At 43.5% G+C, this 17,067-nt stretch carries 27 protein-coding genes and 1 tRNA gene; 4 read left to right on the forward strand and 24 right to left on the reverse strand.

Annotation, left to right across the window (positions count from 1 at the left end; genetic code table 11):
- From DOT_RS29310 to DOT_RS05515, 16 genes are all read right to left on the reverse strand, one after another.
- Positions 1–194: hypothetical protein (locus tag DOT_RS29310; protein WP_040411362.1), on the reverse strand; the 194-nt coding region annotated here is incomplete at its 3' end.
- Positions 191–637 (reverse strand): ASCH domain-containing protein, encoded by a 447-nt coding sequence (locus DOT_RS05455; protein ID WP_202798699.1) that lies wholly within the window; start codon positions 635–637, stop codon positions 191–193. The genes DOT_RS05455 and DOT_RS29310, both read right to left, overlap by 4 nt.
- Positions 573–803 carry a hypothetical protein gene (locus tag DOT_RS29610; RefSeq protein WP_009615329.1) on the reverse strand — a complete coding sequence of 77 codons (231 nt, stop codon included), beginning with the start codon at positions 801–803 and terminating at the stop codon, positions 573–575. The genes DOT_RS05455 and DOT_RS29610 overlap by 65 nt, the downstream gene beginning before the upstream one ends.
- A gap of 25 nt (positions 804–828) precedes the next feature.
- The gene (locus tag DOT_RS05465; protein WP_009615330.1) at positions 829–1,134 is read right to left on the reverse strand and encodes a hypothetical protein; all 306 of its coding nucleotides are present in this window, start codon (positions 1,132–1,134) and stop codon (positions 829–831) included.
- Positions 1,135–1,169: 35 nt separating this feature from the next.
- Positions 1,170–1,655 carry a Holliday junction resolvase RecU gene (locus DOT_RS05470; protein ID WP_009615331.1) on the reverse strand — a complete coding sequence of 162 codons (486 nt, stop codon included), beginning with the start codon at positions 1,653–1,655 and terminating at the stop codon, positions 1,170–1,172.
- A 122-nt stretch (positions 1,656–1,777) separates the two neighbouring features.
- Entirely contained in the window at positions 1,778–1,936 is a 159-nt protein-coding gene (locus tag DOT_RS30280; RefSeq protein WP_009615332.1) for a hypothetical protein, read from the reverse strand.
- A 17-nt stretch (positions 1,937–1,953) separates the two neighbouring features.
- On the reverse strand, positions 1,954–2,358 hold the full coding sequence (ssb, locus tag DOT_RS05475; RefSeq protein ID WP_009615333.1) for a single-stranded DNA-binding protein: 405 nt from the start codon (positions 2,356–2,358) through the stop codon (positions 1,954–1,956).
- Between the two features lie 11 nt (positions 2,359–2,369).
- Entirely contained in the window at positions 2,370–3,341 is a 972-nt protein-coding gene (locus DOT_RS27715; protein ID WP_009615334.1) for a phage replisome organizer N-terminal domain-containing protein, read from the reverse strand.
- 59 nt (positions 3,342–3,400) lie between these two features.
- Positions 3,401–4,531, reverse strand: a complete 1,131-nt coding sequence (locus DOT_RS27720; protein ID WP_009615335.1) for a DUF3102 domain-containing protein — start codon at positions 4,529–4,531, stop codon at positions 3,401–3,403.
- 18 nt (positions 4,532–4,549) lie between these two features.
- Positions 4,550–6,193: a PcfJ domain-containing protein gene (locus DOT_RS05490; protein WP_009615336.1), complete on the reverse strand. Its 1,644-nt coding sequence runs from the start codon at positions 6,191–6,193 to the stop codon at positions 4,550–4,552.
- A 13-nt stretch (positions 6,194–6,206) separates the two neighbouring features.
- Positions 6,207–6,569, reverse strand: a complete 363-nt coding sequence (locus tag DOT_RS05495) for a hypothetical protein (RefSeq protein ID WP_009615337.1) — start codon at positions 6,567–6,569, stop codon at positions 6,207–6,209.
- A 134-nt stretch (positions 6,570–6,703) separates the two neighbouring features.
- A complete protein-coding gene (locus DOT_RS05500) occupies positions 6,704–7,024 on the reverse strand; it encodes a hypothetical protein (protein ID WP_040411337.1) in 321 nt (106 codons plus the stop codon).
- 395 nt (positions 7,025–7,419) lie between these two features.
- Positions 7,420–7,857 carry a hypothetical protein gene (locus DOT_RS05505; RefSeq protein WP_009615339.1) on the reverse strand — a complete coding sequence of 146 codons (438 nt, stop codon included), beginning with the start codon at positions 7,855–7,857 and terminating at the stop codon, positions 7,420–7,422.
- On the reverse strand, positions 7,781–8,098 hold the full coding sequence (locus tag DOT_RS30285; RefSeq protein WP_157998417.1) for a hypothetical protein: 318 nt from the start codon (positions 8,096–8,098) through the stop codon (positions 7,781–7,783). Before DOT_RS30285 ends, DOT_RS05505 begins: the two co-directional genes overlap by 77 nt.
- A 15-nt stretch (positions 8,099–8,113) precedes the next feature.
- Complete coding sequence (locus DOT_RS05510; RefSeq protein ID WP_040411339.1) at positions 8,114–8,332, reverse strand: hypothetical protein; 219 nt, start codon at positions 8,330–8,332, stop codon at positions 8,114–8,116.
- 26 nt (positions 8,333–8,358) lie between these two features.
- Positions 8,359–8,760, reverse strand: a complete 402-nt coding sequence (locus DOT_RS05515; RefSeq protein WP_009615340.1) for a hypothetical protein — start codon at positions 8,758–8,760, stop codon at positions 8,359–8,361.
- A 98-nt stretch (positions 8,761–8,858) separates the two neighbouring features.
- Between DOT_RS05515 and DOT_RS29615 the strand changes: the two genes are divergently transcribed.
- Positions 8,859–9,089: a hypothetical protein gene (locus DOT_RS29615; RefSeq protein ID WP_139024143.1), complete on the forward strand. Its 231-nt coding sequence runs from the start codon at positions 8,859–8,861 to the stop codon at positions 9,087–9,089.
- Positions 9,090–9,246: 157 nt separating this feature from the next.
- On the opposite strand, the gene DOT_RS05520 is transcribed toward DOT_RS29615, so the two are convergent.
- A complete protein-coding gene (locus DOT_RS05520; protein ID WP_009615342.1) occupies positions 9,247–9,435 on the reverse strand; it encodes a hypothetical protein in 189 nt (62 codons plus the stop codon).
- Between the two features lie 235 nt (positions 9,436–9,670).
- Here DOT_RS05520 and DOT_RS05525 point away from each other — a divergent pair, with 235 nt between their 5' ends.
- Positions 9,671–10,018, forward strand: a complete 348-nt coding sequence (locus tag DOT_RS05525) for a hypothetical protein (RefSeq protein ID WP_009615344.1) — start codon at positions 9,671–9,673, stop codon at positions 10,016–10,018.
- A gap of 19 nt (positions 10,019–10,037) precedes the next feature.
- On the opposite strand, the gene DOT_RS05530 is transcribed toward DOT_RS05525, so the two are convergent.
- The 3 genes from DOT_RS05530 to DOT_RS05540 all read right to left on the reverse strand — a co-directional run bounded on the left by DOT_RS05530 (position 10,038) and on the right by DOT_RS05540 (position 11,117).
- Complete coding sequence (locus DOT_RS05530; RefSeq protein ID WP_009615345.1) at positions 10,038–10,226, reverse strand: hypothetical protein; 189 nt, start codon at positions 10,224–10,226, stop codon at positions 10,038–10,040.
- A gap of 39 nt (positions 10,227–10,265) precedes the next feature.
- Positions 10,266–10,538, reverse strand: a complete 273-nt coding sequence (locus DOT_RS05535; protein WP_009615346.1) for a hypothetical protein — start codon at positions 10,536–10,538, stop codon at positions 10,266–10,268.
- Between the two features lie 345 nt (positions 10,539–10,883).
- Positions 10,884–11,117 (reverse strand): helix-turn-helix transcriptional regulator, encoded by a 234-nt coding sequence (locus tag DOT_RS05540; RefSeq protein ID WP_009615347.1) that lies wholly within the window; start codon positions 11,115–11,117, stop codon positions 10,884–10,886.
- A 169-nt stretch (positions 11,118–11,286) separates the two neighbouring features.
- Here DOT_RS05540 and DOT_RS05545 point away from each other — a divergent pair, with 169 nt between their 5' ends.
- Together DOT_RS05545 and DOT_RS05550 are read left to right on the forward strand one after the other, a co-directional pair.
- Positions 11,287–11,931 (forward strand): S24 family peptidase, encoded by a 645-nt coding sequence (locus DOT_RS05545; RefSeq protein ID WP_009615348.1) that lies wholly within the window; start codon positions 11,287–11,289, stop codon positions 11,929–11,931.
- Positions 11,932–13,047, forward strand: coding sequence for a site-specific integrase (locus DOT_RS05550; RefSeq protein ID WP_009615349.1), 1,116 nt, complete (start codon positions 11,932–11,934; stop codon positions 13,045–13,047). It begins immediately after the preceding gene.
- A 120-nt stretch (positions 13,048–13,167) separates the two neighbouring features.
- Here DOT_RS05550 and DOT_RS05555 read toward each other — a convergent pair.
- The 4 genes from DOT_RS05555 to DOT_RS05570 all read right to left on the reverse strand — a co-directional run bounded on the left by DOT_RS05555 (position 13,168) and on the right by DOT_RS05570 (position 17,061).
- Positions 13,168–13,244, reverse strand: a tRNA-Pro gene (locus DOT_RS05555).
- A gap of 61 nt (positions 13,245–13,305) precedes the next feature.
- The gene (locus DOT_RS05560; RefSeq protein WP_009615350.1) at positions 13,306–13,782 is read right to left on the reverse strand and encodes an ACT domain-containing protein; all 477 of its coding nucleotides are present in this window, start codon (positions 13,780–13,782) and stop codon (positions 13,306–13,308) included.
- A 549-nt stretch (positions 13,783–14,331) separates the two neighbouring features.
- On the reverse strand, positions 14,332–15,816 hold the full coding sequence (gene spoIVA / locus DOT_RS05565) for a stage IV sporulation protein A (RefSeq protein ID WP_009615351.1): 1,485 nt from the start codon (positions 15,814–15,816) through the stop codon (positions 14,332–14,334).
- A 231-nt stretch (positions 15,817–16,047) separates the two neighbouring features.
- The gene (locus tag DOT_RS05570; protein WP_009615352.1) at positions 16,048–17,061 is read right to left on the reverse strand and encodes an NAD(P)H-dependent glycerol-3-phosphate dehydrogenase; all 1,014 of its coding nucleotides are present in this window, start codon (positions 17,059–17,061) and stop codon (positions 16,048–16,050) included.
- Positions 17,062–17,067: the final 6 nt, after the last annotated feature.

Consider the following 17,067-nt stretch of genomic DNA (forward strand, 5'->3'; position numbering starts at 1 on the left):
GTACACGCTGCAGATAACCCTTCAGCCTTAACAACTTCTCGAATAAGATTTGATTCCCAACATTCGGCCCCGCACATTGGGCAGGTAACGAGATTCCAGTCTGGTCTATTACCGGCATCCGGGATATTACTCTTTAATGGCATACATACAATGCCTCCGTCACCAGGTTTATGTGGTGTGATCTTTACGTTCATAGGATTACCTCAATACCATCAGGCACTTCCCAGTTCCAAAAGCCTTGTAATCCTTTGGCCAAAATAGGTATTTTGAAATGCTTTACGTCCTCAAATAACCATGCATACCGACCCAAGGTATAGTCGCCTAAAAGCCGCTCCGTTGGATCTAAAGTTTCTAGGAATTCCTCATCAATCCGTTTGCAATCCTTGAGATTCCCTGCTCCTAATACGTAACCTGTTGGGAGTTTGTCCAGTGTGTAAGGATATACGAGATTGCTTATTGCTTCGATGGATCTTGGGTCGATTAGGCTTCTTACCTCTTTGAATGGCTTTTTCGCGGAATGTATCGCAACTGGTCCCCGGACATTTGTTGGCCAGCTCCGTGTTTCATTTTTCTTATGGCCTTCCGCCATCAATGTCGCCCAAGGTTGCCATAGCGTTAATGCCCTCATTATCCTCATTGTCCATATCCTCCTGCCCTTTATACATTGGACTGATACCCTCTTCAAGCGTCTCACACATGCCGACTTCGTTAATCTCAATACGCTCCTCGTTAAGATTCTTCATGCAGTTATCTTCCCAGTAATTTATACAACGACTGTTCGTACACATCATGTTTATGGCCATAAATTAATCCTCCTTTGCGTATGGATCAAATTGGCAAGCGCTTGCCAATTTGAAATGCCACAGCATCCTTTCCACGCTGCTTGCGCCACTCTTCATCCTCCAGCATTGCATCCCTAATGTCTCCTTCGCCATAACCCGCTCTAGCGAACTCTGGATTGTTAACCAAATACTCTTTACACTTGAGGCAAAGATAATCAGCTCCGAAATCTCCATCGTTTACAAACGTGATATAGAAGCATGATGATCCGGTTGGTATTTTCGCCCTACATCCGAAGCACTTGTGATCCTTTTTGGTCTTTTTAACTTTACGCTCGTGATAGAAGTCTCCCACGCTTTATTCCTCCTACCGCTTCAAGTTCAGCCATTTTAGACGATTCCGCTCAACAGCTTGATTACGCTTCCATGTGCCGGTACACGATAGCTGTCCAGCTCGTCAAGTTTGAGGTACCTTCGACCGTACAGATCTTTCATGTCACGCCAGGCAGTCCATGGGATCCTGTAGAATCTTTGGAACCCGAAGGATACGACCACGAAAGCCATGGCTCCTAACTTGTGATGCTTTTCCAGTCCGTCAAGCTGTTTTTGTGTGAGTCTACTCCGCTCAATTTGGTCATGGTCTGTATGCTTTGCCTCAAAGACTATTGCCCGACCTCCCTTGAGCGTTCCCTTGTAATCTGGCTGAGCCGCTTTTTCAAAATGAGCGATGAACTTTCCTGGCTGTCTTGGTATTGACTTGAGCACCTTCATGGGCTCCGGTGTTTTTTCAATGTGGGCGAGGTTCTTCTCGTAGTAGTAATCGCAAGCCCCCGAGATCATGTCCTCAAAAAGATCTCCAATAACCTTTGACCTCATGCCTTGAAGTTGGCGTTTCGGATCCTTGCAGCGTTTAATAGCTTCGTATGCAGTAAGATCCTGGTATCCTGCGCTGGTCTCTACTCACTGGGCTCACCTCGCCTTTTCGTTAATTGAGCAAATTAGCTTGAGCGGCCATCCTGTACTTTCTTACCAGACACTCGAGCTTCTCTTTCGATCATTTCGCCCCACATCTCTTCTCTCTGCCTTGATGCAGCTGCTATGGAGTATATTCCGACAAAGAATACTGCCGTGAGAATTAATTCAAACGCAAGTTTCATTGTAAATTCCCCCTAACCTAGAACGGGATATCATCATCCAAATTAACTTCATGCCCATAATGCGTGCCATTGGACGTATGCGCCGGTGCTCCAGTTTGTCCATCCTTAGGGCTTAAAAAATGAACATCTTCAGCAACAACCTCTGTAACCCAACGTTTTTGACCGTCCTTATCGTTGTATGTCCTGATCTGGATCCGTCCGTCAACAGAGGCTAGCTTCCCTTTGGCCAGGTAATTAGCACAGAGTTCCGCAAGTTGTCTATAGACAACGCATGGAATAAAGTCTGTTTCCCTTTGTCCCTGAGCATTTTTAAATTTACGATCAACTGCTAGTGTGAAGTTTGATATGGCAATTCCATTTGGCGTATAACGTAACTCAGGGTCTTTGGTTAAGCGACCAACCAAAACGACTCGATTTAGCAATAAATTTCACCTCACAGATAAAATTTCTCGTACTTGCTCGAGGATGAGCGTTGACCGGGTGACTTATCTCCAGGATCCTTATTGCGTTTGTTATCTTTTTGGCTTTTACGTTCAGTCTCTCGAGCTTCGACTTGGGCCACTGTCAGAACACCAGCCTCTCGCCAGTCGGTTAAGACTCTGCGAAGATAGAACATGTTCCGTACATCTGCATCAAGACACCGCCTTAGGCCTTCGATCACTACCCCATCTGGATCAGGACTTCCTCGTGAAGAGAACTCATCGCACCATGCAAGAATTGAGTCAGACTCGCCCTTAGGGATCATTCGCCCCCAGTTTATTTCCGCCCAGTTTATTGCTCGGGTACCAATGTCCATGGAACGTACTTGCTTAGTTTCGGACACGATTTCGCTTGATTCGTTCGCGGTTTTAGGCGTTTCGAATACGTTCTCCTCGGATTCGTTCACGTTAAGCTCAATTTCCTCACGCGCGGTGATGTTGTTGTTAATATCTAAATCTTTATCTAGTTCTATATCTGTTGCGTTACCGTGCGTTACATGTAACGTTACATCTTGCGTTGGTAACGCATTACCATCGGGCAATTTCTTCTTAGCCCGATGTTTAGCAACACGTTCCGCTGTTTGTTTCTTGATCTTTTCCAGGCCCTCAACGTTCTGGTGCTTATCCCAGTTGGGGAGGAAAATACCCGCCTCATCTAAGTCCACCATGCCAAGTCTTTTGAATGTTTCCAGAGCTAACTTAATTATGGCTGGAGACTTCCTAAACTTGTGGACCAGCATCTCCTCCGTGTATGGAATCGTTGCAGTTAGATGAATGTATCCACCAGCGTTACACTTGCCAGCCAGAGCCAAGAGCCTAATCCATATCACTAGAATTGCGTCGGACTCAGGCAGACTGGTTATGAAATCTATCTTTTCGTCCTCAAACATGTCAGTACTTAGCTTGATCCACTTAACGTCTGCCATACCATCACCTCATTACCTTAAGGAGCTGCGATAAAGGCCAGGGTTAATCCCGTCTTTATTTATTGCTTCAAACGCTCTGACATTTTTCCGATTAGTTTTAATACGGCTTGCTTATATCGCTCTTGCTCTTCGATCTCTTCTATCTCGGCCAAGGAACTTAGTAGATCCCTAAATCCATCCACTAATGAGTCAAGATGAACTCTAAATCTCTCTTTTGGGGGAACGACAGGATTACTTTGCTGAGCTACTTTAGCTTCAAGTTCCTTCGTTCGTTCCCTGAGCTCATTGAGTTCTTTCTCGACTTCCTCAGGAATTTTTTCAACAACCGGTGCAGCAGTAACTTCGATCGGCTCCGTAAGCTGCCGCTCAAGCTCCTCAATTTTTTGTTGAGCTATAACGAGATCATTATCCGCTTTCACAAGTGACTCACTCAGCCGCTCAACTTCATCGTTATTCCCGGAAGCTTGGGCTTCTGCGAGTAGCTTTTTGGTCTCCTCGATAGACAATCCCAACCGGTTAATCTCTTTCTTCGATTTCTCCTTTTCTTTTTTGAGATCATCCTGAAGTTGAGCGGCTATAGCTTCAGCAGCCTGCTTATCTGATTCCGCTTGCTCCTTTTCCTCGAGTAATCGCTGGGCTTCTTGAGTTTTTTCTTCAGCCAGGAGTTTGGACTTATCGGCAATTCGTTTGGTCCCTTCCCAGCCATCCTCGAGCTCTTTTACCTTTGTTTCAAGCTCTTTTGCCTTGTTCTCAAGCTCCTTCTTTCCCTTGATGGCTTCCTGAAGCTCTCGGGTGGTCATACTGTCAATATCGTTCTTTTCGATAAACTCTTCCCTTTCTTCCATGGGGATGCCCATCAGCAAAACAGCCTGGGTGTAACTCAAATTGGCAAGCGCTTGCGATTTTGCATTGTCGCAAAAAATAACCATCTGGCTTGATCCGTACTGTTCGAATATTCCTATGAGGTTACTAGCTGTTCTCTGGGAATAATTGAACGATTTCTTAAGCCAATTACCCCACTCTCCATGACCAATCATGATCTTGGCCTCCGCTAGTCGGCGTCCTATCTCGATACTGTTGAGCAGGAATATTTTTCGGAGATTTTCCGTGATGCTGTTAATTTCTAAAGCAATTACTTCAGGTGTCCGTTCTACTGACGTATTTTTATCAATCATCGCAACTTCATTCATGCTCTTTACTCCTTTCAATTATGCCGGTACAGTCACAAGTCCCGTTTTGGTAAGTTTCTCTTTACCTGGCACATTAATATCCGATGTCTTAATCTCGAGATTAGCCTCCTTGGCCCAAGCAATAACAGCACTGTTCAACTTGTTGTCAAGCGACACAGCCTTATTTCTGTTAGTCTTAGCCTGAACCAGTTCGTTTCCCTTAATCTCCAAGCAAACGGCCAATTTCCCTTTATCATCAGCCACTAAAACAATCCATTTCGAGTTATCCTTCATGGCTTTCCCATAGGAGGCCACACAGTTATTTAGTTCGTGTCCAGCAATGAGCAGTTCCATTGATTCCTTTGGCATGAAGAATCTAAGGCGTTCAGTTTGCATAGATAGCCTTTTGATAACATGTTCTGGAACATCGAATTTCAGATTCATATGGGTTTGCTTTTTGTGCCTTAAAGACATCCAATCGTGGAGGTCCCTCAATCTTATTGACTCAGATCTCAAAGCCTTAAGATTCTCCTCATTGAGCTGCTGAAATAAGGTGACACAATCCCATACCTGTGTTTTCATATAGTCTTCTACCAAACGGCATATCCCGACTTCCCCATAAAGAGGTTTCATTTCGTTAAGGAACTGAAATAAATTGTCCTTAAGCGACCACCTAACGCGCCCATCGTCGCCTAACTCCTTCAGGCCTTCATACATCCTGATGGCATAATCGTAGTTCTCACAAAGATTAAATGCCTGGGACAATATATTTACATTAAATGGATCTTCCCTTAATGTTCGGCGTATCATTGGTCTATCAGGCAGTGATTGAGTTTTGATTATTGCAGTGATGAAGTCTATTTTTCGGCGGGTCAAGGAAATGACATGATCCATTAAATCAATGCTGTACGTCTCTTTGTTAACCTCATTGCTTAGCAACTTTAATTCCCAAAAATGTTGAATTTCTTTAGGGCTTTCACGATATTCGACTGGAAGATTAGACGCATCTGGACACGCTATTCGATACGCAATATTAAAAATAGGTAATAAGAACGCCCCATGATACCGCCCAGAGCTAATGAACATGGAAGATACTTTGTGCTTGAGATGCTTTTCAAGCTTGCGTTGTACGGTCTCTCGAAGGACCTTTAAAATATTGTTCAGATCCGATCTTTTTGCTAGGCTGCTCGAAGTGAAATAGCATAGAATACTTTCGAATATCTCCAACCTAAAGGGATTGCCAAGTTCAACTGGTCCCCATATTGAGGCTCTACGAATGCTAGAAAACGTGACCTTCTGCTTAGCGATATCGAATCGAAAAACTTCCTTGCAAAAACCTTTTCTCAGGTGTAAATAGTCTGTGAATATTACTGTCTCGCTGGAAACTTCGAAAGTGACCACCTTCTTATACTCTCTGACAGTAAGACGGATTTTATTGGGAACGTCCTGCTCTCTTTTGGCATAAACCACATTCTCATGATGTCGATGACCGCAGTACGGGCAAATGAAGTGACTTCCCCGCTCGTATAGACTTATACCGGGTACTTTTCCCCAAGCTGAACAAAAGGCTTGGTCGCATTCCTCACAGAAATATTGGAAATGATGCAATCCATTTTGGAGGTAACTTATATCTTCGGCATAGGCGGTAAACATTTGAGGTATCACTAATTCAGCTACTAACACATCAGTTCACCCCCTATAGCAAGTCTTCGAGCTTGATGTCAAAGTCAATGTCTGATTTTGGCTGTACGATCGGAGCGGGAGCAACTGGTCTTTGCATGTCTACTACGGTATCAATACCAAAATATTTCATCACGATAGCGAAACCTTCCTGAGGCGTAAACATTGCTGAATTGCCGACCTTCTTTTTTTCTGCAGCCTTACGTATTTCATCAAAGCTCTTGCTGATCGTTTTATCTGCGTTAAAGATCTTCTCTGCATCCTCAGGGTTTTTATCTAAATGATCTAATAGAAATCCTCCCACAACCTGGATATAAGAGTTAGCGTTATTCTGAGTCATTTCAGCTCTTACTTTCGAAATAGTCTGCTCAACAGACATAATCATTCTCCTCCTTCGCGAGTTTTTCGACATAGGCACATACAAGCGAATATTTGCACTTGGACTGATCGCGGAGGCCGGTACAGCCCCCGCAGTGCTTTAAGTGCTTAAAAAATCGGCGGAATATCGAGTGATCAAATGAAAGACTCAAATGGTTCACCATCCCTATCCATTGTGTTCGGGCTCATAAAATAGGGCTTAAACCTTGTGGATGGCGGCGTAATTTTACTTGGACGCTTGTCCACCCACATCTCAGGCTTAATTAAGCGCATTCTTGGGATTCTATCTCCTCCTAGTCGCTTACACTCCTTGCCATGGTAGGCCTTGCAGCGCATTTCGAAACACTCACAGCCACTACTCCAGCACTGATTACGTTTTTCACGATCTAGATTGGCGCCATTGTCCTCCCTCCCTTCGGCTTGCCCAATGATCTTTGCATCCAAGAATCGACGCATGGATCTTAGATACCGCCTGAAGTCACGCATAGTCCCGGTGAATCGATCTCGTGGATATACAACTCTTTTCGGGAATTCCTCAAAGGAATATGGAATATGACCTCGTTCTTGTGGTATACTTTCAGCAGGTATTTTTTCTAGATGGTCCGCTTGGAGTGCTCGCTCCTGCGGTCCTTTTGTTTTTCCGCTCCTTCAGGTTGCTCAATAATAATAATTAACACTTCCAGCACCCCTTCTCCGCTTCTCGCGCTTTTTTCTTTAAGCTAATACATGGTGGGGATCCCTTCCGACCCTTACATTGCCCACCATTACGTTCATGCCGCTCACAATTTCGGCATTCGTCGTTCATAGAATAATAATCAACTTCTCTTTTTTTAGCCTGGCGCTTGCTCAACCTACTTACCAACTTTCCCAGTAGCAAATTTCCCCGCTTGAGCGGTCGTTAGAAAAATGATCATGTGGCTCTGGATTCGCCGCTCGTACTTTTTGCGAGTCCTTTGCTTCTTGGAGTGTTTGTAGAAATGCCACCATTTTGGGTTAATTTCCTTCGCTGCGACCTCCACGAGCTTGTCCCATAAACCCTTGCTCCACTTTGCCATGGCTTCAATTACTGGCCTGAACGCTTCCATTATGGATCTAATGAACTTCTCGCAAGCTTCGTCCAGTTGTATCGCTTGAATTGGAGTGATGTTTCTAATGGACCAATACCCTTCGGGACCAAGTTCCCAGTTCGCTCCACAACCTTTTGTGGGGCATTTAGCCTTGACTTGCCCTTCTGGGAAGGACATTGTTTGAAAGCAAATGCAAGTTGGGGATAACGCTTGTTTTAACATCAGGACCGCCTCCTTGCTTCTCCTCTGGTATACGGTCGAAACCTACGGCACGGATAACTCTCCGACAATGCTTGCAATGTGTGATGGACCTTCCTCCCTCAAAGTCTGTCTTTTCCTGTTCCGGATGTGTGCAAATGTTTGGGCTGGCTCCTATGGCCGCGCGTTGGGCCTGTAGGCTTTCGATGTATACTCCAAGATCGTCATACATCTTTTGGAGGTTTGGTGTGGGCCTCATCATCATTTACCCCTCCTCTCGTTAAGCACGTTTACATAATCCTCCCGGATCTGCATGCATCAAACACTCGTATTCAATGCTCCAGAAGAACAACATCTCAGCGCCCGTCTTATCGCGCACGATCTGACCGCCTGGGACTAAGGGGCACTCCTTTAAGGTCACGGATCCAGAAGCAAAACAGTCACCAATGAATTTCAAAACCTTCAGGCTCGGTTTGTCCGTAGTTGACGATTCACCCAACGATTTTCACCCCCTAACTTTCGGAATCAAATTTTGATGTATCCGGTGCCCTTGCAGCATCCACATTCCTTCCAGGGTATACACATTGCAAGATCTATGAACCAGCCCTCGAGTGTTTCAGATAGTTGCATTCCCGAGCCTTTTTCACTGACTTCCTCAATTGGCTTAGGGCATGTTTCAAAGCTGCATTCCGCGCAATCCTCACATGGATTAAATAAGGGCATCTTTTCCCAAACAACAGCCTCTAACGTTGGTGTGATCTTGTGTTCTTGGAAAATCGGATGATCCTTACAGGCATACAGGACAACGGGCTTCATGGAATCATCTTTATAATTCGATCCAAAGAGTAATTGGTTTTCCCAGAATAAGTGGCTCGGCCCACCTTCGAATTCAAAAATTACTCTTGGGTTTTCAATATCTCCGTTCAATGTTTAATCCTCCTTAAACTCCAATACTTAACAGGTATTTTCTCTCCTTGTGTCGAAAGATCACTAGGAAAATTTATAACCGTGGGAGGTTAACGCTTATGAATTGCATTAAATGTGAATGCCCGGAGCTTAACGACGATGACGAGTATTGTTGGAATTGTGGTTATCCAATTGGTAATTTCTGTACAAACGACCATTGTGTCCTAAATAACGGGGATCCAGTTCCATGTCCCGACAATGCATCGTTTTGTTCTGCTTGCGGAAGTGAGACGACCTATAAAGTGGAAGGCCTCATTTCACCTATAGATTTCAAGCGCGAAAATCAATAATAATGGGATTTTTCTTCAATTGATTTCCACATTTCGTACAAAAGTTATGATTTTCCTTAATATTCTCATTGCCACAAACTCGGCACTTAGTCACTTCTTGGGAAGTGACTTTTTCTTTTTGAGCGCCCACTCTCTCCTTAACCTCCTTCAAATTTGTTTAAGCCACCTTCCCTCTGCTCAGTGAGATAAAACACCTTTCGGTTATCTCCACCACTTCATTTAGGCTTGTCCGCTTATCGAAGGCAATGCGGTTTACTACGATGTCCGTAGTGGCCAGATCGAGGGCTTCCTCGAACTCAGTGTCAGTCATGGGGCCGAGGTTGCTTTCAAGGATTTTTCTGAGCATGATTTCACCTCCTCTCATTACGCCGCATTAACCTCCGCTTGGGCCTCCTCCTGAGTGTCGAAGTTACCCGCGAATTTGCCATCAATCCAGAGCTCAACATAGCCGCGTTTCTGGACGATAATGTAGTTTGACACATGGCATCACATCCTCTCAGTGAAATATTTACAGGGTTTTCCTACCGAGCGTCGAAAGTAAATTTGCCAGAGTATTTTTTTGACGAAGGGAGGCGAAAATAATGAATGATTTGATCGTTGGGGTTGTTTCTGGCATTATTACTACTTACCTTGTAAAATGGTTGCAATATGTTTTTAAAGGCGATGGAAGTACCGAGGAGCATTTAAATACATCAGAAGAATATATTAACAAAATAAAACGGGAGTTCTATTTTTGCTTTCCAATCGCTCTAGTTCTGGTGATAGTGAGTCGCTATACTCCTTCTGATTCTTTCTTATCAGTAGGAATAATCACAACGGCAACCATTCTATTTACACTTTCATTATTTGCCTTTATGTGTGCCATGGATGTGGTTAATGAGCTTACTAATAGCAACTCCGATCAAGAAACCAATAAAAAAGTAAGTTGAAATTATCTCGCGCCCCCTTCTAAGTGGAGTGAACCAGATTTTCAGCGCTTTGAGAAATCGAACTCCTTTCGAGGAGTTTTGAGATTTGCCCAACAACCTCTTCGACACTTATTTTTTGCCGTTCTGAAACTTGCACTTTCAGTTCGGCTATTTCTTTTTCCATGGCCTCAACTCGTTTTTCAAGATCAACTAAATAATCGGCTATCATCGTTTTCACCTCGCTCTAACCAACGTTTTTACTAAGTTACTAAAGTTTACTAAACACCTTTTCCAGCTCCGCACCCATAACCGCTCCCATCAGCGCAGCCGCTTTCTCCATCTCTCCATCAGTTTTCGAGACGTTAATCCGAACCTCACCACTGTCAAGGACATCGCAAATATCTACGGATGCGCCAACGTGAAAGATGGCCTCTTTCGGTTGTTTGCCTTTTATCCAAGCTACGATGGTGCTAACTCCGTTTTTTGAGTTGTCCAGTTCTTGCTTGGTTGTATAAAGATGTAGACTTAATCCGGTTGCCATAAATTATTAACCATCCTTTCTTACAGGTTTCCCCTCGTCCGTGTCGTTATTGACCTTATACATGTCTACCAAGAGTATGATCCTAGTTGGGAGTTTGAGTTTAAGCTCACACCGCCTCAGCCTAAAGGGCAACAAATCTAGCGCGATATTGCAAAGTGTCGTTGGCGTCCTCTAGCGCTTTATAACACTCGTCGTAGCTCATTCCTTTACTTACAAATAAGTCAATAATCTCTACAGTGATCTCCTTTCGAACCTTCGCTTCTGGATAATTGTCATTCCAGATTCTTGGCTCGGATCACCTCCTTTTGTTGTCCAAGGCCTTTCATCTAATCACAAAAGTTACGATTACGAAACTTTCTGGCCGCGCAAAATCTCAGTAGACACTTCTAATTCGTCACAAATAATTTCAGCCTCAGTATAAGTGAACTCAAGAGTGCCATTGATCTTCTGGTTAATCGTTACTGGACTTAGGCCCAATAGGTCTGCAAGGTACTTTTGCTTTAGATTTTTTTCCGCAAGCAGGGCTTTTAGTTTTAAATATGGATAGTGTCTCAGCCTTCGACCAGTTTTTCCCGCCATGTTTTCATCTCCTTTATTTGTTGCAATATCGTAACTTAATTAAAGTATAGGCATGGTTATTTGCGTTGTCAACAACTTTTTTACGACAACATGCATATTTTTATTGCAAATACGTAATGTTATAGGTTATACTAATTAAAATATATTTTAATCAAAAGGGGTTACCGACATGTTGGAGCAATTTGGAGACAGGTTATTTAGACTTAGAAAAGAGAATGACCTAACGATAGATGAATTCACGCAGGAGATGAATAAGAGATTTCCAGATTCTAAATTGAGTAAGCCTATGGTATCAAGGTACGAAAATAACATTCATAAACCTCAAAGATTCTCTCTTGTTCAGGAGATAGCTGAGTTCTACGGAGTTACTACAGATTTTCTTATGTGTCGAACGGATGATAAATATGAGAAGATCGCCAATATGGACTCATATAAACGTATTCCCCTACTCGGATCGATAGCGGCCGGTCTTCCGATTCTTGCACAAGAAAACATAGAAGGGTACGAATACGTCCCTGAAAATATGCATGTTGATTTTTGTCTCCGCGTCAAAGGGGAATCAATGATTAACTCCCGGATCCTTGACGGAGACATTGTTTATATTCGCCAGCAACCAGATGTTGAAAATGGTGAAGTAGCAGCCGTATTGGTGGATGGCGAGAATGCAACCCTAAAGCGTGTTTATAAGGGAACTGGAACCATTACCCTGCACGCAGAGAACCCAAATTTTCAGGACCAGGTGTTTACTAAGAGGGATAGGAGGCAAGTAAGTATTATCGGTAAAGCTATCAGATTTATCAGCGAGGTGAGGTAAGTGGCTAGCATTAAAAAGCTTGATAACGGAAGTTATCAAGCGACAATTTCATTAGGGAGAGATGAGAATGGAAAAAGGATTAATAAATACTTAACCAGACCAGGTCTCAAAGAGTGTAAGGCAGCCGCTCGTAAGATTGAACAGGAGCATGAAGAGGGAAAGCTAACAAATACCGAAAATATCAGAGTGTCAGAATGGATAAAAAGCTGGCTAGAAATTCGCAAAAACAAATATAGCCCTAGCACATATGCATTGTACCAAGGCTATCTAAAAAACTATTACCATCCATTTTTTAAGCAGATGAAATTTAAGAATCTTAGTGATATTCACCTTAAAAAATTTGAGAATGAACTTTTGGCTGAGCAATCAACAACCAGTGTTAGGCGGATTCTTTCTTGTTTGCGACCAATCTTTCATGATGCCCTAAAAGATAAGTCTCCGTTTAGGGATTTTAAACTTCCAAAAGCGGCAAAGGTTGACTATTCGGATGTTCCAACAGTAGAGACGTTTCAACAAATTCTTAAAACGGTAAAAGGGACTAGGGATGAGCCAATTATTTTACTTGCGGCATGGTGTGGCCTCAGGAGGGAAGAAATATTCGCACTCAGACGAAATGATTTAGATTTTAAAAATAACCAAATACGCATAGACGAAGCTTACGTTATAAACGATCAGAACAAATATGAAATTAAAAGCACTAAATCTGAAAACGGGCTTCGGAATGTGGCGGCTCCCCTCTACCTCATGGAACTTATCAAGGGGGTTATTCAAAACGGATTTGCGTTGAGAAGGAAAAAGAAGTCAAAAGTCGTTGTTGAAATATCGGACAAGAAAGATAAGGGCGAATTGTTTATATTCCCGATGAGGCCAGATAGTTATTCCAGTTACATCGCAAAGCTTGTTAGGAAAAAAAATATGCCGAAGACTCGTTTGCACTTTCTTCGGCATTTTCATGCAACTTGGCTGTATGAAAATGATGTACCAGATCATTTATCAGCCGAGCGCTTAGGACACGATATTAGAGTTTTAAAAGAAGTTTATCAACATCTTGGGGTTAATAAAAAAGAAAAAATAAATCAAAAAATTATCGAACTCCAACAAGAAGAGATAAACTGAATTCTGCATATATACAAAATGAGACCATTTAAAAATGGTCTTTTATTTTTTTGGTAGGTATTTGGTAGGTATTCGCTATTTTGCAAACCTACCAGAAACGTCCTAAACCGTTGATGTAATTGGTCGGAGCGACACGATTTGAACGTGCGACCTCTACCACCCCAAGGTAGCGCTCTACCAAGCTGAGCCACGCCCCGACATAATGTCCTCAGATGAAGGACTTTTATAAGATATCATATTAAGTTGGAAAAAGCAACCCTAAGTTTGACCGATTACTTCTATTTTTCTAACTCCATGGATTTCCGCAAGTCCAGACAACAGATTTTCGGGAGTATCTTCCATTCCAGCGGTTTCAATGGAAACAGAGACATTGGCAATTCCTTGCAGGGGAATCCCTTGATTAATTGTTAAGACGTTGCCTTTGACAGATGCAATAAAATTCAGAACGTGAGAGAGCACTCCCGCTTTGTTTTCGAGAATGAGGGAAATGGTTATGATCCGCTCCCTACTCGCCTCGTAAAAGGGGAACACGCCGTCCTTATATTTGTAATAGGCACTTCGGCTAAGCCCTACACGTTCCACCGCATCATTGATCGTATAGACATCACCTTTGACAAGTAGTTCTTTCGCCTTAGCGGTCTTCAAAATGGCTTCCGGCAATATATTTTTACTGACAATTAGAAAATCATTTGTCTTGCCAATCACCAAATCGCCCCTATCTATTCCCTCGATCATGCACCTAAATGTTAGACGCATTAATTATAAGCTAATCTCTATGCGTTTGGCAAGAATAGTAATTTGCACGAACATTTGAGAAATGGGCAAGGGGGGGGCTGACAAGTACAAAAAAGGAACATTAGGCCTCACATTTGAGAGATTACCTATACGTTCCTTAATATTGCAGTCACTTTGACATTTTCAGTCTCTTAGACGTATCCGCATCCAAAAGTCTCATTCTATTAATTAGAATACTAAGGGACTGTTACGGTGGAGGTAAACCCTTCTTCACCGTGATTTGTTCTTTCTGGGATATATGCTTCGTCGAAACTAATCCAAACCGAATGTGTTGGTTTTGGAGCGGCACATTTTCGGAGAATCCTCAGGTAGGCCTTAGGCAATAGAGTCCTCAGGCGTTTAGTATTCTATGGAGCGTGTGTCTTCGGCGATAGTGTCCACTGGAACTGGACACTATCGGCATTAAACACTATCGGCACCGAAACTTTTCTCATCATCCAAAGCCACGCTGTTCAGGTTTATCTGAACGAGTTCAAATAGCAGATTTCATTAGATGATGATGCAGATAAGGCCTCCGCTGCCATCATTAACAATTCGCTGTAAGGTGTCTTGGAGCTTATGTTGAGCATTTTCCGGCATTCTGTATAGTTTATTTTGGATTCCTTCACGAACTAAATCATGTAAGGATTTTCCGAAGATATTAGATCCCCAGACTTTTTTGGGATCACTTTCAAACTCATCAAGGATATACTTTACTAGTTCTTCGGCTTGTTTTTCAGTTCCAATTAAGGGCGTAATTTCTGTCGTGATATCTGCCCTGATAATATGCAGCGACGGAGCACTGGCTTTGAGCTTAATGCCGTAATGTCCCCCTTGTTTGACAAGTTCTGGCTCTTCGAGGAACATTTCTTCAAGTTGAGGTGTGACAACGCCATAACCGTTAATTCGGACTTCAGCAATGGCATCTGACAGTTTATCCCATTCCGCCTTACCTTTACTATAGTCTAACACTAAACGGAGCAAGGAGTGATCTCCTTCAATTTCTATTCCTGTAAGTTCTTGGAGGACGGTTTTGAAGAGCCCCTCGACAGCGGTCATTTCAACATTCGCAATCCCTGTGCCCAAGTTCATTTCTTTAAGGAGGACATCTTGCACATATTGGCATTCTGTCAAAGCGTCTAAGGCCTGATCGATATCTCTTAAACGCCGTACTCCGTCGATTGCTTTACGCACAGTTTCCTCAAAAGCAGCTCGAATTGGATGAACAGTGTCGAGCTCCTCAACCCATTTTGGCAGATCAATATTGACCTCAGCAACGGGGAACTCATAAAGTACTTCTTCAAGAATTTGCGTGATATCTTCCTGTTTCATTTCAAGAGCATTCACAGGAATCACTGGTATTTCATACTTTTCCTCAAGTGAACGACATAATTCTAACGTATTTTCCGCGTAAGGCCGAATTGTATTCAAAATCACCACAAACGGTTTTCCCAGTTGACGGAGCTCGGAAATGACCCGCTCCTCTGCCTCTAGATAAGCTTCACGTGGAATATCCGTAATTGATCCATCTGTCGTAACCACAACACCGATCGTGGCATGATCCGTGATGACTTTACGTGTACCCATTTCAGCTGCGTCCTGGAAAGACATGGGTTCGTCGCTCCATGATGTTTTCATCATACGAGGTTCTTCACCATCTTCTGCCTCGTACCCTAAAGCGCCTTCAACACTGTAACCAACACAGTCGACTAAGCGAACATTCATATGAATTGAGTCTTTCACAATGATTTCCACAGATTCTGATGGAATGAATTTAGGTTCTGTCGTCGTGATCATTCTTCCTGTCCCACTTTGAGGAAGTTCATCCTTAGCCCGCTCCCGCTCAAATGCATCTTGGATGTTCGGCAGGACCAAGAGGTCCATGAAGCGTTTGATAAAGGTGGACTTTCCTGTTCGCACAGGCCCGACGACACCGAGGTAGATATCGCCTCCTGTACGCTCAGCAATATCCCTAAAAATGTCTAGATTTTCCATTAGTAAATTCCCTCCCTTTTGAGTGCTGTCCCAAAATTTGGGGAAGGGCCTCCACCTTCTCTCCCCTTCCACCCCCCCGTAACACGTGGATTCCCGATGACCGGACTAGCACATTAAGCAGTATAAGTATATTGGCGCCTTTGGGTAAATATGACAAATAACAAAAAACGCAGAAAAGGTATTTAAACAACCTCTTCTACGTCTATGAAGCAAAGTCCAAAAATATGTATGTTATTTCAACCAACTCATCTCAACAACTTCTTCAAGTTCATGGGTTTTCCCACGTAACATCAAATCTGCAACTGCTACTTTCGTATCAGCACCTTCAAACAGAACTTTATAGGCTTGTTCGGTGATAGGCATAGGAATTTGTTTTTCTACACTGAGTTGATAGGCTATTCTGGCTGCCCTTACGCCTTCAACCACCATCCCAACGTCTCTAAGCACGGTCTCTAACGGCTTACCCTGTCCAAGAGCGACACCTGCTCGACGATTTCGGCTATGCAAGCTGGTACATGTAACAATAAGGTCTCCGACGCCAGACAGCCCCGCAAAAGTCAATGGATGTCCCCCTAGAGCCACACCTAAACGTGCAATCTCCGCTAATCCTCTGGTCATTAGAGCCGCTTTGGTGTTGTCGCCAAACCCCAACCCTTCTGCAATCCCGGTGCACAAAGCAATGACATTCTTCAAGGCCCCACCGAGTTCGACCCCGATGACATCTGGATTTGTGTACACCCTAAATTTCGGGGTCATCATCAGGTCTTGAACCACTTCTGCGGTTCCAACATCCGAGGCAACTACCACAGTGGTAGGCATATCCCGTCCGACTTCTTCTGCATGACTAGGACCAGACAACACAGCAATCGGATTTTGCGGAAGCTCCTCGGTCAATACCTCCGAGAGACGAAGATGCGTTCCTTCTTCCATCCCTTTAGCAGTATTGACCACAATACATCCCGGCCTGAGGTAGGGCTTAATCATACGAGCAGCCTCTCTAACACTATGGGAAGGCACACTAAGAACAACTAGATCAGCCTTTAAAAGCGCAAGATCCGTTGTTGGTAGAAGTCCTGAAGGCAAAACAACGCCCGGCAAATACCGTGCGTTTTCGCGTTGCTTCTTCAAGAGTTCCATCTCATCCGGTTGTCGTCCGATGAGCGAAACCTGATGACCAGCATTTGCTAAAAGCACCGCTAAAGCGCTCCCCCAGCTCCCGGCCCCATAAACCGCTACATTTGCCATACTTTT

This window comes from Desulfosporosinus sp. OT, assembly GCF_000224515.1.
Taxonomy (GTDB): domain Bacteria; phylum Bacillota; class Desulfitobacteriia; order Desulfitobacteriales; family Desulfitobacteriaceae; genus Desulfosporosinus.

What these genes read in the sequence shown, in the direction of transcription:
- DOT_RS05455 (WP_202798699.1), bottom strand. Translation starts at nt 637, where the DNA reads ATGAGGATAATGAGGGCATTAACGCTATGGCAACCTTGGGCGACATTG.
- DOT_RS29610 (WP_009615329.1), bottom strand. Translation starts at nt 803, where the DNA reads ATGGCCATAAACATGATGTGTACGAACAGTCGTTGTATAAATTACTGG.
- DOT_RS05470 (WP_009615331.1), bottom strand. Translation starts at nt 1,655, where the DNA reads ATGAGGTCAAAGGTTATTGGAGATCTTTTTGAGGACATGATCTCGGGG.
- DOT_RS30280 (WP_009615332.1), bottom strand. Translation starts at nt 1,936, where the DNA reads ATGAAACTTGCGTTTGAATTAATTCTCACGGCAGTATTCTTTGTCGGA.
- DOT_RS27715 (WP_009615334.1), bottom strand. Translation starts at nt 3,341, where the DNA reads ATGGCAGACGTTAAGTGGATCAAGCTAAGTACTGACATGTTTGAGGAC.
- DOT_RS27720 (WP_009615335.1), bottom strand. Translation starts at nt 4,531, where the DNA reads ATGAATGAAGTTGCGATGATTGATAAAAATACGTCAGTAGAACGGACA.
- DOT_RS05495 (WP_009615337.1), bottom strand. Translation starts at nt 6,569, where the DNA reads ATGTCTGTTGAGCAGACTATTTCGAAAGTAAGAGCTGAAATGACTCAG.
- DOT_RS05500 (WP_040411337.1), bottom strand. Translation starts at nt 7,024, where the DNA reads ATGCGTCGATTCTTGGATGCAAAGATCATTGGGCAAGCCGAAGGGAGG.
- DOT_RS05505 (WP_009615339.1), bottom strand. Translation starts at nt 7,857, where the DNA reads ATGTTAAAACAAGCGTTATCCCCAACTTGCATTTGCTTTCAAACAATG.
- DOT_RS30285 (WP_157998417.1), bottom strand. Translation starts at nt 8,098, where the DNA reads ATGATGATGAGGCCCACACCAAACCTCCAAAAGATGTATGACGATCTT.
- DOT_RS29615 (WP_139024143.1), top strand. Translation starts at nt 8,859, where the DNA reads ATGAATTGCATTAAATGTGAATGCCCGGAGCTTAACGACGATGACGAG.
- DOT_RS05520 (WP_009615342.1), bottom strand. Translation starts at nt 9,435, where the DNA reads ATGCTCAGAAAAATCCTTGAAAGCAACCTCGGCCCCATGACTGACACT.
- DOT_RS05525 (WP_009615344.1), top strand. Translation starts at nt 9,671, where the DNA reads ATGAATGATTTGATCGTTGGGGTTGTTTCTGGCATTATTACTACTTAC.
- DOT_RS05530 (WP_009615345.1), bottom strand. Translation starts at nt 10,226, where the DNA reads ATGATAGCCGATTATTTAGTTGATCTTGAAAAACGAGTTGAGGCCATG.
- DOT_RS05535 (WP_009615346.1), bottom strand. Translation starts at nt 10,538, where the DNA reads ATGGCAACCGGATTAAGTCTACATCTTTATACAACCAAGCAAGAACTG.
- DOT_RS05540 (WP_009615347.1), bottom strand. Translation starts at nt 11,117, where the DNA reads ATGGCGGGAAAAACTGGTCGAAGGCTGAGACACTATCCATATTTAAAA.
- DOT_RS05545 (WP_009615348.1), top strand. Translation starts at nt 11,287, where the DNA reads ATGTTGGAGCAATTTGGAGACAGGTTATTTAGACTTAGAAAAGAGAAT.
- DOT_RS05560 (WP_009615350.1), bottom strand. Translation starts at nt 13,782, where the DNA reads ATGATCGAGGGAATAGATAGGGGCGATTTGGTGATTGGCAAGACAAAT.
- spoIVA (WP_009615351.1), bottom strand. Translation starts at nt 15,816, where the DNA reads ATGGAAAATCTAGACATTTTTAGGGATATTGCTGAGCGTACAGGAGGC.
- DOT_RS05570 (WP_009615352.1), bottom strand. Translation starts at nt 17,061, where the DNA reads ATGGCAAATGTAGCGGTTTATGGGGCCGGGAGCTGGGGGAGCGCTTTA.